The 17,760-nt window shown below is 39.1% G+C and carries 13 protein-coding genes; 2 read left to right on the top strand and 11 right to left on the bottom strand.

Going from position 1 to position 17,760, the window contains the following annotated elements:
- Positions 1–73: 73 nt before the first annotated feature.
- Complete coding sequence (locus tag F3D3_RS04990; protein WP_175438296.1) at positions 74–2,593, bottom strand: EAL domain-containing protein; 2,520 nt, start codon at positions 2,591–2,593, stop codon at positions 74–76.
- Positions 2,594–2,887: 294 nt separating this feature from the next.
- Between F3D3_RS04990 and F3D3_RS04985 the strand changes: the two genes are divergently transcribed.
- Positions 2,888–4,489, top strand: a complete 1,602-nt coding sequence (locus F3D3_RS04985) for an amidohydrolase (RefSeq protein WP_069871758.1) — start codon at positions 2,888–2,890, stop codon at positions 4,487–4,489.
- Positions 4,490–4,522: 33 nt separating this feature from the next.
- Positions 4,523–5,026: a hypothetical protein gene (locus tag F3D3_RS04980; RefSeq protein ID WP_069871756.1), complete on the top strand. Its 504-nt coding sequence runs from the start codon at positions 4,523–4,525 to the stop codon at positions 5,024–5,026.
- A 90-nt stretch (positions 5,027–5,116) separates the two neighbouring features.
- On the opposite strand, the gene F3D3_RS04975 is transcribed toward F3D3_RS04980, so the two are convergent.
- From F3D3_RS04975 to F3D3_RS04930, 10 genes are all read right to left on the bottom strand, one after another.
- The gene (locus F3D3_RS04975) at positions 5,117–6,382 is read right to left on the bottom strand and encodes a hypothetical protein (protein ID WP_069871754.1); all 1,266 of its coding nucleotides are present in this window, start codon (positions 6,380–6,382) and stop codon (positions 5,117–5,119) included.
- A gap of 64 nt (positions 6,383–6,446) precedes the next feature.
- The gene (locus tag F3D3_RS04970; RefSeq protein ID WP_069871752.1) at positions 6,447–7,634 is read right to left on the bottom strand and encodes a MalY/PatB family protein; all 1,188 of its coding nucleotides are present in this window, start codon (positions 7,632–7,634) and stop codon (positions 6,447–6,449) included.
- Between the two features lie 78 nt (positions 7,635–7,712).
- The gene (locus tag F3D3_RS04965) at positions 7,713–9,107 is read right to left on the bottom strand and encodes an FAD-binding oxidoreductase (protein ID WP_374700064.1); all 1,395 of its coding nucleotides are present in this window, start codon (positions 9,105–9,107) and stop codon (positions 7,713–7,715) included.
- A 15-nt stretch (positions 9,108–9,122) separates the two neighbouring features.
- Positions 9,123–10,307, bottom strand: a complete 1,185-nt coding sequence (locus tag F3D3_RS04960; protein WP_069871749.1) for an electron transfer flavoprotein subunit alpha/FixB family protein — start codon at positions 10,305–10,307, stop codon at positions 9,123–9,125.
- Between the two features lie 9 nt (positions 10,308–10,316).
- Positions 10,317–11,105 carry an electron transfer flavoprotein subunit beta/FixA family protein gene (locus F3D3_RS04955; RefSeq protein WP_069871747.1) on the bottom strand — a complete coding sequence of 263 codons (789 nt, stop codon included), beginning with the start codon at positions 11,103–11,105 and terminating at the stop codon, positions 10,317–10,319.
- 278 nt (positions 11,106–11,383) lie between these two features.
- Complete coding sequence (locus F3D3_RS04950; protein WP_069871746.1) at positions 11,384–12,076, bottom strand: FadR/GntR family transcriptional regulator; 693 nt, start codon at positions 12,074–12,076, stop codon at positions 11,384–11,386.
- A gap of 169 nt (positions 12,077–12,245) precedes the next feature.
- Positions 12,246–14,195, bottom strand: coding sequence for a sigma-54-dependent Fis family transcriptional regulator (locus F3D3_RS04945; protein ID WP_069871744.1), 1,950 nt, complete (start codon positions 14,193–14,195; stop codon positions 12,246–12,248).
- A gap of 212 nt (positions 14,196–14,407) precedes the next feature.
- Positions 14,408–15,694 (bottom strand): acetyl-CoA hydrolase/transferase family protein, encoded by a 1,287-nt coding sequence (locus tag F3D3_RS04940; protein WP_069871742.1) that lies wholly within the window; start codon positions 15,692–15,694, stop codon positions 14,408–14,410.
- A 73-nt stretch (positions 15,695–15,767) separates the two neighbouring features.
- A complete protein-coding gene (locus F3D3_RS04935) occupies positions 15,768–16,550 on the bottom strand; it encodes an enoyl-CoA hydratase-related protein (protein WP_069871741.1) in 783 nt (260 codons plus the stop codon).
- A gap of 15 nt (positions 16,551–16,565) precedes the next feature.
- Positions 16,566–17,750 carry an acetyl-CoA C-acyltransferase gene (locus F3D3_RS04930; protein WP_069871739.1) on the bottom strand — a complete coding sequence of 395 codons (1,185 nt, stop codon included), beginning with the start codon at positions 17,748–17,750 and terminating at the stop codon, positions 16,566–16,568.
- Between the last annotated feature and the right edge of the window lie 10 nt (positions 17,751–17,760).

Genomic DNA, 17,760 nt, shown 5'->3' with positions numbered 1-17,760 from the left:
TTTATGACTTGAACTTGTCAATACACAATTCTAAAGGCTTGATCTTAGTTTTATCTCTATTATGTGTTAAGCTTCATTCAACTGGGTATGTCTTCAAATAAACTGCTGCATCCGCAAGGCACATCGGTCTTGCGTAATAATAACCTTGTACTCGATCGCACCCCATTTCTCTTAAGATATCCACTTGTTCTTTAGTTTCTACACCTTCTGCAATAACTGTCTTGCCAAGATTGTGGACAATTTCAATAATACTCTTTGTAAGCAGCATTTGTGCTTCATAAATAGCCACATCTTTGATAAATTCTCTATCGATTTTAACCACATCTATAGGGAGATGTCTCAAATAATTCAACGAGGAATAACCCGTCCCAAAGTCATCTAAATGAATTTCAATGCCTTTGTCTCTAAGCGATTTTAACTTTTTCAGGTGCGTCTCCGAAATTTCAAGGAGGCTACTTTCCGTAAGTTCTATTACAATTTGATTTGGATTAATATTGCATGCCTCTAATACCTTCATAAAGTCATCGTCAAAATCGGCTCTTGTCAGTTCAATCGCAGATACATTTACAGCAATTTTTACGCTCGAATATGACATTTCAGCAAAATACTGAATGTCATCACACGCTTGCTTTAAAACCCATTGGCCAATTCGATGAATGATCCCCAGACGTTCTGCCACAGGAATAAAATCCAAAGGCGAAATCATATGACCGTCTTCTTTCTCCCATCTTATTAAACCTTCAAACCCACAAATGACTTCCTTGTCCAAATTAATTTGGGGTTGTAAAAAAAGTCGAAATTCATTTTTTTCAAGCGCATGACGGATGTGCTTTTGCATCTCTAAAATTTCTTCGGTACCAGAATGCATAAAATCATTATAGACAATTGCACGTGCACGACCAGCTTCTTTTGCCTTATACATCGCAATGTCCGCTTTACGTATCAACTCGTTTGCTGAACGTCCTTGTTCTGGAAACTTTACAATGCCGATACTACACGTTAAGTAAAATTCTTGTTGCTCCACATAAACAGCCTCTTCAATCACCCCAAATAGACGATTAATGAACAACTGATCCATTTCATGATTGGGATTAGATTCATGCACAATCAGAACAAACTCATCCCCGCCAAGGCGATTTGCAATCACTTGGTCACTTTCCATCCGTTTCAATCTTTCCCCGATGATGCAGAGTACCGCATCTCCCGTTAAGTGCCCTCTTGAATCATTTATATATTTAAATTGATCCAAGTCGATGAAATACAATGCCCCTGAAACGGCCCGATCTGCAATCAAATGGTTTAATGCACGATACATGGCAATACGGTTATTGAGTCCTGTCAAGATATCACTGTAAGCAAGCTCTTTATAACGTTGCTCACTCTCACTTAACTGTTGTCTGCTTTGACTGAGCAATTGATTTTGCTCCCTTAGCTCCTCCTCAGATGACATCAATTCTTCAAATAAGCCAGAGAGTTCTAAGTTTTTACCCCGAAGCTTCAGCTCTACGAGCCTGCGCCTATGATTATCAAATACTAAAGCCACCACAATCACCATAAGGAAACTGAGCCCCAGCGCAAGTGGCACTAAAAGCGTGCGGTATTGCTCGTAAAGCGTCAGAGGACTGTTGATGATTATCGTTTCCTCTGGCAATACAGCCATGTTCAGATTAAACTTTTTCATGATATTATAATCCACCACATACTGATTGGGTCGCTCCAATATCAGTGAATCCACTGGCATTGGATCACCATTAATAATATTGACAGCAGCTTCAGCCGCAATACGACCTTGTTTCTCATAGGACTTCATGTATCCGCCCAAAAGACCTTTGCCCACACCACCGATAGTGGGCCTGAAAACAGGTACATTTGCATATTGTGCCAAAATCGCAATGGCTTCATTCATTGTATAGACATTTTCATCTGCATCTACCATCATCGTCATGTAAATAAGGATTTGATTTTGTTTGATGCCTTGTAACCATAACTGAAATGCCTCTAAAGAATACTCTGAAAAATTAACGATAGAAAAAGTCATATCTGGAAACATTTCTCGATACTTTAAATAGCTCTTCGAATCCCCAATGCCTGTTGTCGTTCTATCCGTGACAATCAAGAACTCATCTGCTTCTGGTTGCAATGCTTTCGCTAAATCAAGATTTTCCTTAATGGACGTGGTTTCATAGAGCCCATAAAAACCCTTTATCGCCGCGGCTTCATTAACCCTATCAGAATCATTGATTCCGAAGAACACCACAGAAGCTTCTTTGACCAAGGCTTCACGATGATCTATCAAAAATTTCAAAGCATTATCGTCACTTACTAAGATGACGTCATAGGGCTCACCGTGATCCAAGCGATACTTTAAAAAGTTATAATAGTGCTCATAATTCTCAGCATCATCAAATCGTTTGGTGTCCATATACTCAATATCAAGGGCTATGCCTTCTGCCTCTAAAACCGCTCTCACGCCATCCAGTTGCTCAGGAACTGTGTCGTATGCCCAATTGTAAGAATTAATAAAAAGTACGCGATGCGCCTCAGTAGCAAAGTTAATCACTGTGTCCGTCAGGTTCCCCAAAATGATACTCATGATAAGTGATAATATAAACCCTTTTTTCATTATTTTTATCATGTTACACCCGTCCCTTATCTTATCGTATTTCTATTATACCCATTTAAAGCATTTACTATGTACCCTTTTTTTACGTGTAATATCAAGACAAGACCCGCACCCCTTCTACCCTAAGCCTAAAAGGCCATACTTCGGTAAGTGCAAGAACACGCTTAACACATGAATTGACTATTAAAATCTATAGCGTATAATAGGGGTGTAACAGATTGCTTAATTCATAATTGTAAGGAAGAAGATAGGAGCGCGTAAATCATGAAACGGTTATTTTATAATGGGAAAATTGCATCTCTCGATTCAAACAATACTTTTTATGAAGCGATTGGCATTAAGGATAGCAAGATTATTTTTTTAGGTTTAGATACAGAGGCTCAAGCCACCAAATCGGAATACGACGAAAGGATTGACCTTCATGGTAAGACCGTAGTCCCTGGATTTAACGATAGCCATATTCATTTGTTAAACACGGGTTATGCCATGACCATGCTCAATCTGGATCCGTTTAACTCTATCGAAAATATAATCGACGGTACACTGGCATTTATTAAGACGCATGCTTTTTCTAGCGAGATGTGGTTATTGGGCCGTGGTTGGAATCAGGACAAGCTCAAGGAAAAAAGATATCCCACTCGAGCAGATTTAGATCGCATTTCTCACACGATTCCTATTATTTTTACGAGAGCTTGTGGGCACATTGCGGTCTGTAATACTGTGGCACTCAATACAATTGGAATGAATTCACTTGATACTCATGATGAAAATATAAATACGGACAAAGGGTTATTTCAAGAAGACGCACTCAATGCGCTATATGCAGCTGTCCCCTCTCCGAGTAAAGATGAAATTAAAGACATGATTTTGAAGGCTTCTAACGCACTGCTTAAACAAGGGGTCACCTCTGTACAGTCCGATGATCTATGTTGTATGCCCGATCGTGACTATGAAAAAGTCCTTCAAGCCTATCATGAATTAAATCATGAAAAAAAACTACCTGTAAGAGTTTATCAGCAATGCCTCTTTTTTGAAGAATCTGATTTCGAAGCGTTTGCAAAGAAGCACTACAGAACAGGACAAGGGGATGCCTTTTTCAAGATTGGTCCCGTTAAACTGCTTTTGGATGGTTCTTTAGGTGCGCGAACGGCTCTACTGCGTGAGCCCTACAGTGATGATCTTCTAAATTCAGGGATTGCCTGTTTTGAGCAGAACGAGCTCAACCGCCTAATTCAGCGCACTCAACACTATGGATTCCAAGTTGCTGCACATTGTATTGGCGATAAGGCAATGGATATGTTTGTCGAAGCATTAAAAAATGTGCCCTCATTTAACAAAGAGGCTGATCATCGACATGGGATTGTTCATGCTCAAGTGATGACGCCCGATATTATACGTTCTATGTCCGATCTTCATCTGCTTGCTTACATTCAACCTATTTTCTTAGATTATGATCTTCATATTGTTGATAATCGCCTCTCGCATCGTGCCAATAATGCATATGCGTTTAAAACAATGCTTGAATCTAATATAAAACTTTGTTTTGGAACCGATGCACCTGTGGTTGACTATAATCCATTTGAAAACATATACACCGCAGTTGTCCGTAAGGATTTAAACAATCAACCTGAAACACCTTATTTAATCACTGAATGCCTTACTGTTAATGAAGCCTTGAAGGCCTATACCCTCAACGGTGCGTATAGTGCTTTTGAAGAACTGTATAAGGGCACTTTAGAACTCGGCAAATTAGCGGATTTTGTTATTATAGATCAAGATATTTTCAGCATAGATCCCATTGAAATTAAAAATATTTCCATCCTAATGACCGTACTGGATGGTCAAATTGCATACGAGCAGATATAGATCTGGAAATATCAGCATAAAAGGAGGTCCACCATGCATCACAAGATCATAATTGATGACAAAATGCAAAAGGGCTTTTATTATCTCACCGAAGAAATCGGCAAGCATTTTGATCCTGAATTTTTACCAGAATTATCCCCACAGGAAATGCTTGAACTCGGTGTTTTTGGTGGCAAGTATATGACAGATTGCCTTGATGAATTTCCAAAAGAATGGTTTGAAAATGCAAAGTTATCACCTAAATTCAAAGATATCGAATTGAATTATTTTAAAGTTGATGCCTCTCTCCCCTTAAAAACATGGGCAGATAAGGGCTGGATTCACCCTGTCGACCCACGCGGCTGGTTCCAGTGGTATTGTCGTTATTACTACGGAAGACGTCTTCCAGAAGAAGATCAGCGCCAAATTAAAAGATGGAAAGCTATAAGAAGACATGTTGGCGCCATCAGAAAGAATTGTGAGCCCCAAAATTTAGAGTGTAGAAGAAAGCAGAGACAAGCCCTGTTGCATTGGGCTTATGACAGTAGGAAAATCTGAAATGTACTCTTAGGCTGTTTTGCATTTCTATAGCACATTTCAGCTGTTTTTATAATTTTTTAATTGGGAAGAACATATACGCTTGGCCGTTCAATTCTTTATATTGCCTAAAAACTCCATTTCACTGCTCTCTAAATTCATGCGTGTATAACTGATTTCGTGTTCACTATAAGTGGACAAAATTATTTTCCCTGCATGAATTTCAAAAGTTATGGATATATAGGGATAACGCCCCTCTGCATCTACTTGGTTATCATACGTAAAGCGTATTTTTTTATCTGTACCGTCTATGCTCACTGAACACAAGTATGAAGACACGAGTTCATCAGACCTTGAGGATTCACCCTGATCATCTGTATAGTGGATCGTTTCTGAAGCATATCCATTGTAATAAATATACCCTTGATCAATGACCACATACTCAAAACTAGATAGCCAATCCTCTTCTAATCGCTCACACTGATCCACTATAGTGGAGATGCCAGAAGATCTGTTGTAAACTGCTAAATATTCAAACTTTCCATCATCACTTTTAAAGGTATATGCGATGAACTCAAGGTCTTTAAAACAGACTTGTTCAATGGCTATTGCTTTTTGCTTCAAAGCTGTTACTTGGTCTTCATCTAGTTTCAGTGCTTCCGAAACGATCACCTTATCCGCGCGCTTATCTTCTATTTGTTCTCGATCAAAGGCATTCCTTATGCTAAATGTCTTTAACTTTAAAGGGGCTTCAATTTCTATTTCAAACTCTAAATCAAAGGCAGTCCAAGATTCTCCCCTTTGCATCATAATTTCATCATTTTCACTGTTATAACTTCTCTTCCCAACCCTTGTATCATAATTATTTTGTCGATATTGTGTGATATAGGGCCCTTGTCCATACGTTTCTTCTGAGGCGATCAAATACCAGTCGCCATTTCTATAGCTATAAGTACGATCCTCTGACCACTTCCAAGAACTACCGCCATAGGCATGCGTTGAAAAATTTCCATTTTCTACACTAAGAGGCAGATAGGGATCGCCAAATACACCGCCCTCAAATTGAGTTCTTATCAAGTTTTCATCTTGAAAACTCAATTTAAAAGACGTATCACCACTGTTTTCAATTGCAAATAGTAGGCGTGGCGAGTCATAAATATCATCTGGTGTCATATCGGAACCGTCCACTTCAAGAACTCCAATCACATCCATAAACCCGTCGTTATTAAAATCCACGTTTATGGAGTCCATCAATTTCCAACCCTTTGGAACAAATGCCTCTATCGTCTTCCCTTCAGCGGGCAACAAATCAATTTCATCAGATTCTGTCGATTCTAAAGGCCTCTTTTCTTCAGACTCATTTTGTGTTCTCCTCATGATGTTCTGCTCTGATCAACTCGTGGCGCTTAACAAATGTGCCACTGGATGATTTTCATTTTTTTCACAAGCTTCTCTTTTTTACTGCCTTTTCAATACGCTCTAAGGCTTCTTTTAAAATAGACCTCGGGCAGGCCGCATTAATGCGCTCATAGCCTTCGCCACCTTCGCCAAAGATATAGCCTTCATCAAGCGCAAGTTTTACTTCTGTTTGCATCCACGTCTCAAGTTCCTCTGGGTTCATACCCAATCGGCTCATGTCCAGCCATGCAAGATAAGTGGCTTCGGGTTTAACAAACGTAATTTCTGGTAGGCGTGTCTTAACAAAATCATCTATATAATCCATATTGGCTTCAATATATTCTAAAACTTCACCTAACCAAGCTTCGCCTTCACCATATGCTGATTTTTGGGCCACAATCCCAAACGTATTCGGATGTCTAATAGCGTTATTTTCAAGAATCGTCTGATAGGCCATTCTGATATGCGCATCTGGTATAACGATATTGGAAATCTGTAGACCTGCGATGTTAAATGTCTTTGAAGGTGCCATACAAGTGATTGAATGCGCTGCAAATGCTTTTGAAAGACTCGCAAAAGGAATATGCTTATAACCATTCATTATAAGATCTGAGTGAATTTCATCAGACACAACCAAGACATCATTTGCCAAGCAGATTTCACCTATTCTCTCCAGTTCCTCTTTTCTCCAGACACGACCGATGGGATTGTGGGGGCTGCATAAAATAAAGAGCTTCACTCTCGGGTCTTTTGCTTTAGTCTCAAAATCTTCATAGTCCATCACGTATTGATCGCCTTCACGCTTAAGTGGATTCGTCACGACTTGAGCGCCATTATTTAAAATTGCTTGAGCAAAAGGGTAGTAAACAGGATTTTGAATGATGACTTTATCCCCTGTGTGACAAAATGCCTGAACGATATAATTCACAGCGGGGACGATTCCAGGGGTATAGCAGATCCATTCGCGCTGGATTTCCCACTGATTTCGGCGTTTATTCCAATCCATAAAGACCTCGTAATACGAATCATCACCATCAGAGTAACCAAATATGCCATGTTCTGCGCGTTTTAAAATAGCGTTTACAACGACGTCTGGACATTTAAAATCCATATCTGCCACCCAAAGTGGCAACACATCCTCTGATTTAAACATTTCTTTCAATACACTTGGCTCATACTTAATCGCATTGGTATTTTGTCTATCAATGACTTCGTCAAAATTGTATTTCATACTGTATCCTCCTGCAATATGCCATTTTATTTTACTATATCACTATACTACAGGTAAAACAATCCGGCTCTTGAATCTCTAGCAAACCTTCCCAGGATTCAGTAACCCTTTGGGATCAAAAGCATATTTGATACTTTTAAGTAGATTCATGTAGACATCACCTTGTTGTGCTCTTAAATAAGGCAGTTTGGCGTAGCCTATGCCATGTTCTCCTGAAACGTGCCCCCCTAATTCAGCGGCTCTTTTGTATAATAAATCAAAAGCTTCTCCAAGCTTTTCTTTATAGACTGCATCAGAATATTGATCTTTAAGCACATACACATGAAGATTGCCATCACCAGCATGCCCAAAACTCGCAATTCTGATATCTACACTCTGCTCAACCTCTTTTGTAAATTTAACAAACTGTGCAACCTGATTCCTAGGCACAACGACGTCACATTCATCCATCTCTGTTGTTGAAGCTTTAATCCCTTCAAGGAACGCCCCTCTTGCTGACCAAATGGATTCTTGACGCTCTTGAGTATCAGAAATAAAAATATCCAGTGCACCACCCTCTAAACATACCTCTGCCACTTTTTCGTAAATGCGCTCTACTTCATCATACGAATTGCCATCGAAAGTCAATAAAAGATAGGCATCTGATGAAGCATCCGGAAATTGCTTACCTAGAAAATCTTCGGCATTTTTAATAACGCGTCTTTCCATATACTCAATCGCTGTTGGAATAAACTTGGATTTGATGATCATGGGAACCGTTTCAACAGCTTGTTCTAGGGTTGGAAACGGCACCAATAAACTGATTGCAACCTTTGGTAAGGGTAAAAGCTTTAAAATCGCTTTCGTTATAACCCCCAGCGTCCCCTCAGAGCCAACAATCAAATCTTTAATACTATATCCAGAAGAATTCTTGACGACTTTACCCCCTACCTCAATGATATCGCCATTCATGAGGACCACTTCTAGTCCCCTGACAAAGTCTCGTGTAACGCCATATTTAACGGCTCTCATCCCCCCAGCATTGGTTGAAATATTGCCGCCAATTGTCGCTGATTTTTCACCTGGATCTGGTGGATAAAATAAATCTTCAGCCTCGACATACTTTGAAATCTCCATTAAAAGGACGCCCGGTTCAACCGTTAAAGTGAGATTTTCCTTATCCAGTTCAAGGAAATGATCCATCTTCACAGTGGAAATCATCAGTCCACCATGAATTGCAACGCTGGCACCCACTAGCCCTGTCCCTTGGCCTCTAGGCGTTACTGGGATATTATTTTCATAACAATACTTGAGCAAACTGGATATTTCCTGTGCATTAATCACTTCAACAACAACGTCTGGATATTGATGAACACCCGCAAGTTCATCTTTTGAATAGTCTTCATGAATTTCATCACCGACAAATAGACGAGACTTTGGCATAACGGATTGGAAAAATTCTATATCCTGTTGATCTATTTTTTTATAAGTCACTTGCATCTCAACCTCCTACGCTCTCTCGTTTTCAATGCGCTCAATAAGTTTTGGAAGTACTTCATAAATATCCCCTACGATGGCATAGTGTGCCGTATTAAATATAGAAGCTTCTTTATCTATATTGATCGCCATTATTTGATCTGCACCCTTCATGCCAGCCACGAACTGAACAGAGCCAGAAACACCACAAGTGATAATGAGTTTAGGTCTCACGGTACGCCCGCTGAGACCGATTTGAAGTTTGGCATCCATCCAGCCTTTTTCGATCAAAGGTCTCGTACTTGCCACTCTGGCATCCAGAAGATCCGCCAGTTTAAAGGCCATATTGAGATCTTCTTTCTTTTTAAAAGCAGAGCCTACAACGACAATCACTTCAGCATCTTCAATACTCTCTGATTTTTCTTTAGCGTGAACTTCAAGTACATCAATCTGAGACTTCAATAAACTTTGGTCCAAAGTACACTTTGTAATTTTTCCAAAAGGCGTTTTAATCATTTCTGGTGCATCGAAAATTTTATATCTCACCGTTGCAAATTGGGGTCTATGATTGGGCGTGTGAATATGTGCCATGATATTACCTCCAAAAGCAGGTCTAATTTGATCTAAATCCGTATTCTCTTGAACGTCTAAAAAAGTACAATCCGCTGTGAGCCCTGTTCTAAACCGTGCTGCAAGCCTAGGTGCCAGTGATCTTCCGATAGTTGTTCCACCCACAAGGACAATGCTCGGCTTATGTGCTAAAATGTAATCTTCAAAACAAGCTGCATAGGGTTCAATTCGAAAGTTTTCAAGTGCCACATCATCGTATAAAAACACTTCATCCACACCATATTTTAAGATTTGTTCTGCAGCGTGCTCCATATGACTGCCCATAAGCACCGCATGGACTGGGTGATTGATTTTCTCCGCTAGTGCTCTTGCTTTGCCAATGAGCTCAAATGATACTGGGTGGATATTGCCTTCAACATGGTCCATATAAACGGCAACGCCTTTCCATTCCTCTTTATGAATGCCCCTTATTTGCGCTTCAACAAACTCAAAGATTTCTGGTGCTTGCTTCACACAGAGCTTGCACATTTTACAGCCACTGTTAATGCTTAACTTAGAATCCATGTATTCAATTGCATTAAAGGGACATAATTTTATCAGTTTATCTGGTGATTTCACATATTCATCGTGAATAAGAATTTTCGCCATCTTGTCCTCCTAAATAAACTTTGATCGCATTAACGATTCAAATATTTGATGGGTTAAAATATCACTATTCCCTTCCCAAATCTCATGTGCATCATTTCCTATTGGTGGAAATATGCGCTTCACTTGAGTCGGCGAACCATTTAGGCCATACTTCATTTCATCTTGATCTTCTAGATCTTTTAATGCAAAATATTGAATGTTGAAATGGGCTGTTGCCTTTTTCAATTTATAAGATGGCAGTCTGGGTTGAAAAATACCTTTTTCCACTGTTATGAGACACGGGAACTTGACTCTAGCCACTTCAACAGTCTGTGGCATATCCATTTCCACGGTAATATGGGCATCCGTCACTTCAATAATCTTCAGGACATTGGCGATGTGTGGCATGTCTAAGAATTCTGCCATTTCTGGTCCCACCTGTGCAGTATCACCATCTGTTGTCATCTTGCCGCATATAATTACATCTGGTTTACAGAATTTTCGAGTCCCTTGAGCTAATGTATATGCGGTAGCCCAGACATCCGATCCCGCAAATTTTCGATCACTTAGAATCGCACCACGATCTGCCCCCATCATAAAGGCTTCCTTGATGATCCGCTCTGCTTGTGCTGGTCCCATGGTCATTACGTTCACGGTTGCACCATACTTTTCTTTTAAGATCATTGCACTTTCAAGTGCATACAAGTCATATGGATTCATTTTGGATGCGACACCATCGCGTTTTAAGACACCCGTTACTGCGTCAATTTCTACCTGTGTGGTTCCTGGAACTTGTTTGATACACACTAATATTTCCATAACGCCTCTCCTTTGAATATGGATTTTCAATTTAGATATTGATCCTTCGCAAATTATTTCAACAAAACATATTCGGTCTTATGGTCTGCTGGTCTTACCACTTTAATAAATGATAGCATTTCCCATCTTATTTTTCTATAATTATTTAAATATTCACATATTTTTTACATCATAAAAGGAGCCTTTACGCTTCTAGAGGACTAGATTTGTAAAAGCTCCTACGCTTTTTTGATATTAAATTTTGATATTGAATCATGATAGTAAATTATGGGGCCTTGTTATTGAGATCGACTTCGAACCACCATCGCAAAATGTTCTTTCATATTTAAGGCAGCCTCTTCACTCCTACCCGCTATGATGGCTTCCTCTATTTTACAATGTTGAAGCAACAGCACGCCAGAATCTTGATCCCAAACATTTATAGAGTGTCGCGCTTCTTCTATAAAGTTCTTCAATATAGCCTGAATCGCACGCATCATAGTATCGATTAGAACATTATGAGAGGCTTCCGCTATTATAATGTGAAATTGTTGGTCCAATTGGGAGAGTTCTTCTTCTGATGTTGCTGATTTGAAGGCTTCTATCAGTGCGATGAAAGCTACTTTTTGCTCTTCTGTGATTCTTATCGCCGCAAGACGTGCGGCTTCTACTTCTATAACCGTTCGAATCTCCAGTATTTCGTCAAAATTACCGCCACCTAACTTAAACATCAGCGATATTGGCTCAATCCAGTTTGATCTTTTATAGTCTCCTATAAAATTGCCACCGCCTTGACGGCATTCCACAACGCCAAGTATTTCAAGGCTTCTAATTGCTTCCCTGATAGACGCACGAGATGCACTGAATTGTTCCGCTAGAACGCGTTCTGAGGGTAATTTGTCTCCAGTTTTCAATTTTCCAGATAGGATCATCGCTTGAATTTGCTCTATGATCATTTCATATATTTTTTTAGTCTTTACAGGTTGAAACAAAACTTGCACCACCTTTATGTTGAATGTATTGTTGCAAAGAGTGTATACAAGTTTATTATACCAAAATTTTGAAGCCTTATATATCCCCAAATTATTCTTGCTCGTGCGTTCCTATAATCGTCAAATTCTAAAATCGGTATAACCGCATTCTTATCAATTGCTTGAAACTTTATTTTTTTTGACTTTTATTCAATGCAGATAACCTTCGATAGAACGTTCGTCTTGATATGCCCAAATAGGCCGCAGTCCTTGTTCTATTATTATTACAGAGCCTTAAGGCTTCCTCAATATCACATGACTCAACGATATGCATGCCATCTCTTACTCGACTCGGTCTAATCATGGGTTGTTCTAAAACATCATCAAAGGCTAAATATCGATTAATATCCTCACGTGTAATCAAATCACTCCGCTGAGTGCTAATGATGCCTTCTAGCATATTTTGAAGTTCTCTGACATTCCCTGGCCAATCATAAGATGTGATAAAAGCCTTGGCTGAGTCTGACAAATTAATTTCAGCTCTTTGATGCCGTTTGCATATTTGTTCCATAAAAGAAGTCGCCAAAAGGATTACATCCCCCGAACGCTGTCTAAGCGGCGGTATATGAATCCGTACAATCCCAAGGCGGTAAAATAAATCCTCTCTAAATAGCCCTTGCCAAATTAATTTTTTTAAATCTTTATTCGTCGCTGCAATAATGTGAACATCAACATTTATAGGCGTATTTCCACCAATTTTCATAAAACTTTTTTCTTCTAAGACACGGAGCAAAAATGCTTGTAAATCTAAAGGCATATCCCCTATTTCATCTAAGAAAAGCGTCCCTTGATTGGCCATTTCAAATTTTCCAATATTACCACCTTTCTTAGCGCCTGTAAAAGCACCCTCTTCATAACCAAAGAGCTCACTGCTGATAAGTTCTTTAGAAAAAGAAGCACAATTCAATGCGACAAACGGCTGAAAGCGCCTATGACTTTCATTGTGTATCGCCTGTGCCAAAATATCTTTACCTACGCCGCTTTCCCCTAGCAAAAGAATTTGACTACTTGATTTTGAAGCAACTTTACATTTATCAATAGTTGTTAAAAATGCATCGCTCTTCCCTAATATTTCGTTAAATGTCATCCTTGCTGTATTCACAGAGTACTTTGATAAAAGTGTATTAATGCGTTTGATAGAATTGATTGCAATAATCAAACCATCCATATGAAATTTATTTTCTTTAAAGGCATAAGTACTAATGGTGAGCCCTATTTGCATGCCATTGATATTAAGATGGATATTAATATCATTTACTATTTTCTTTTCATTAACAATGGTAAAAAATTCACTATTTTCATCAGAATCAGGGATCACCGCTTCGAGAAATTCATAATGGACACTCCTACTTCTAAGTCCTAAAATATGGAAAACTTCTTTGCTCATGGTCAAAATACGATTTTCCCCATTTGACTGATCTAACGAAATAATGCCGTATCCTTCAATTATGCCCGTGCTAATTTCTGTAATATCTAACCAAAACATCTGAAGTTCAATGAGCCGAGAGATTGTCATAGCCAGATTAGATAAATAAGGACTACGCTCATCATAGCTCGTCATCACAACAACACTTCCAAGTTTTATACCATTATCAAGCCCCACATGTGCCAAATAGCATGCTGTATCCAATAGAAATTTCGGGTAATTTTCAGGACCAATAAGTGAAGTGCGCTTATTCAGTTTTGAGCCAAGTGAGAAAATATTAGTGCCAATTTTGTCAGAGCGCCAAATACTCCCAACTTCAATATGATGTGCATGAGCCCATGTTAAAAAACTACCTTTCCCATACAGTTTAAGTAAACAACCCTCATTGTCAAAAATAGCAACTCCTATCTGATCATTTTTAGATGTTTTCTCCAAGTTTTTGATAACGCTATTGGCGTAGACATACAATTTTCGTGAATGTTGTTTTGATTTTTGATAAGCAGAGGGAGCCAGTTTTGGAGGCAATACATTTTTAAAGTCAATATGGTTTTGATCATCTTCTTTCCACATGATCTGCAACTCTTCCCGCAGTTCTAATCGGTTACTTTCTTCTTGATGCAATGTCATCCATTTATCCCGTAACAAATCATTCATGATTCACCTCAGCACCTTTATCTTGTATTCACACTTGATACAATATCATTGTATCACTAACGCACTCAACATCTCAACACATCTGATCCTTGCGGAACAAAAACTAACAATCAATGGAAAGTGCTTTCCAAAAAGGTAGCATTATCCATTGATTGACTGTTTGACTCATTGCTCGACCCATTAAAAGGTATCAATTTGACCTATAACCCCTGTTAAGACAAGAGTCCTGCCGTTTTTGCTTCGTCTAATAAACCCGCTCTAAAGTCTGGATGTGCAATCTTGATCATTGCAAGAACACGATCTCTAATCGGCTTATTATATAAATGAGCAATCCCATATTCCGTAACCACATACATAACATCTGCTCTTGGCGTTGTAACAATTTCACCATCTGGCAAATTTAAGCTAATTGTAGACTTAATACTGCCATCTTTATTATTGACTGTTGCAGGTAGGCAAATAAAGCTTTTTCCACCTTCTGAAACACTTGCACCACGTACATAATCCAATTGCCCACCTGTTGAACTGTATTGAAAATGCCCTAAAGATTCCGAGCAAACTTGACCTGTCAAATCCACCATCAAGCAGGCATTGATGGAGATAAAATCTTTATTCTTCCCAATCTCAAATGGATTGTTAACATAACTGATCGGTGCAAGTTCTACTTTACCTTCGCCAACAAAATCATAAAGTTCCGTGCTTCCTAGTCCGAAAGCTGCTAATATTTTGCCACTTATAACGCCTTTTTTAGCGAGATAAACCATTGAGTCTGTAAACATTTCTGTGTGCACTGATAAATTTTGCTTACCTTCAAGCCCATAGCCCACTGCGTTTGCAAGACCACCCAATCCAACTTGTATGGTCGCACCATCCGGTATATGAGGCAATAACAAATCTGCTATTTTGCGATCAATGTCTGAAATTGGTGGTTGAGGTAATACTGGTAATTCATGATCATATTCACAAATGCAATCTACTTCGCTCACATGAATTCTATGCTTTACACCTTTAACCTTAGGTTGAAATTTATTGACTTGAACAATTTTTTTTGTTGCCATCTCTGCCACTTCACCATTGACAACAACACCCATAGGACCATAGTACATATAACCTTCTTCATCAGGCTCAGAAACATCCGCCAAAAGCGTATTCACTTCATAATGTTCTCTTAATGTTCTTGCAATATTAGAAAGATGAATAGAGTTAACATTGACATTGCCAGTCTTATAAAATTGTCTTTCAAAAGCACCATAGAATATCGTGTGAAAATTGAGATGTCCGATATAGTCTTTTGACTTCAGAAATTTATAAGGATAAAGTGCCATTGCTGTGATCAGATCCACATTTTCAAGTGATTCATATCGATCTCCAATCGCTTCCAAAAGTTGAATTGGTGCTGAAGAACAAGCTCCAAACCATGCTGTATCACCCGATTCAATTAAAGATGCCGCTTTTTCAATAGAAACTAATTTTTCTTGATATATTGCTTCCCATTTCATAATAGAGCCTCCTAAAATTTTATACGATTTCAAATAATGTTCCCCTTATTTCTCACCTTAAAAGACAAATTCATTATCCAAATAAAGGTTTTCGCTTTTCTACAAATGCTGAAACACCTTCTTTGAAATCCGAAGATTGGCTACAAGCACTTTGTGCCATAACTTCAGCTTTAATATATGATTCAAAATCAGCAAATTGACTTTGATAAATAAGTTCTTTCATATACTTATAGGATTGCGCTGGCCCTGAAGCAATTTTTTGCGCCATCTTTGCCGTCGCCTCTTCCAGTTCTTCTTTTGAACAAACTTCACTTACAAAACCAAGCATTTGTGCTTCTTTAGCAAGTACAGGTTTGCCTGTCATCCCCAATTGAATTGCACGGTTTACGCCCACTGCCCTGCCCAATAGATAAAGACCTCCAGCATCTGGAATCAATCCAATATTTACAAATGCTTGTATGAATTTAGTATCCTCACTTGCAATACAGAAATCACAAGCAAGTGCAATATTAAACGCGGCACCTGCCACAGCATTATGCACAGAAGCAATAACGGGTTTTGGAAACTTCTTGATGGCTACAGAAATAAGAGCAATCTTCTGAACACCGCTTTCCAAATCAAGGTCTCCTGACTTGATTCCTTTGTACATCATGCCAATATCTCCACCAGCACTAAAAGCAGGACCATTACCTTTTATAACGACAACGCGAATTGACGCGTCTGCCTCTGCCTTTTCCAGTGCCGTTAGAACATCGTCGATCATCAATTCGTCAAACGCATTGAGATTTTTAGGACTATTGAGTGCTATGACTGCAACTGAATCATTCACTTCATAGCTAATTTTTGAAAATGTCATTATCTTCCCCTCCTTCTAATCATCTAATCTTTCAAATACTGCTGCTGCACCCATGCCACCGCCGATACACATGCTTACCAACCCGTATTGTTGCTTTCTTTTTTCCATCTCTGACAACAATTTAATGGTAAGATAAGCTCCCGTGCATCCGAGCGGATGTCCCAGGGCAATGGCACCACCATTGACATTGACAATTTCCTTATTGAGACCTAACGTCTTAATACAAGCTAAACTCTGTGATGCAAAAGCTTCATTGAGTTCAATAAGTTCAATGGATTCTAGTTTTATATTTGCAATTTTTAAAGCTTTTGGAATCGCCTTAATAGGACCGATGCCCATAATCTTTGGATCGACACCAGCCACCGCAAAACTGACAAACTTGGCAATGGGTTTTAAGCCAAGCGCGGTTGCTTTCTCTTTGCTCATAAGAAGCACAAAAGCTGCGCCATCGCTCATTTGTGATGCGTTACCCGCGGTAACAGTCCCGTCCTGTTTAAAAATTGTCTTGAGCTTTGAAAGTGATTCAACAGTCACATCAGTTCTAACACCTTCATCCATTGTAAATTTAAAAGATGTGATCACTGGCATTCCATTCTCATCTTTTCCCATGCGCTCGGCATCAATCGGAATAATTTCTGACTCAAATTTGTGGGCTTCAATTGCATCAAGTGCTCTCTTATGACTTTCAGCGGCAAATGCATCTTGTTCTGCTCGGCTGATATCATAAGCTTTTGATACGTTTTCCGCAGTAAGCCCCATTGAGATATATGCCGATGGATTGAGCTCGATAAGTTCTGGATCAGGGTGGTACATATTGCCCCCAATTGGGACTACACTCATCATTTCAATGCCACCTGCCATAATGCAATCAGCTTGTCCAGCGATAATGCTATTCGCTGCTGTCGCAATGGTTTGAAGTCCTGATGAACAGAATCGATTAACCGTTTGAGCTGGCACATCATCAGGCAATCCAGCCTTTAATCCGATAATTCTTGCAATATTAATGCCTTGCTCACCTTCTGGAAAGGCACAGCCTACAATAAAATCATCTATCTCTTTTAAATCAAATGAAGGCACTTTCGAAATAACGCCTTTTAAAACCTGTGCACCAATAGATTCTGGTCGAGTCTTGCTGAGGCTCCCTTTTGGTGCCTTTCCAATTGGCGACCGCCCCATTGCCACAATAACTGCTTCTCTCATTTTTATCACT

Origin of the sequence: Fusibacter sp. 3D3, assembly GCF_001748365.1 — a bacterium.
Taxonomy (GTDB): Bacteria; Bacillota; Clostridia; order Peptostreptococcales; family Acidaminobacteraceae; genus Fusibacter_A.
The sequence above is the reverse complement of the archived record's forward strand: the minus strand, read 5'-3'. Positions and strand labels throughout refer to the sequence as shown.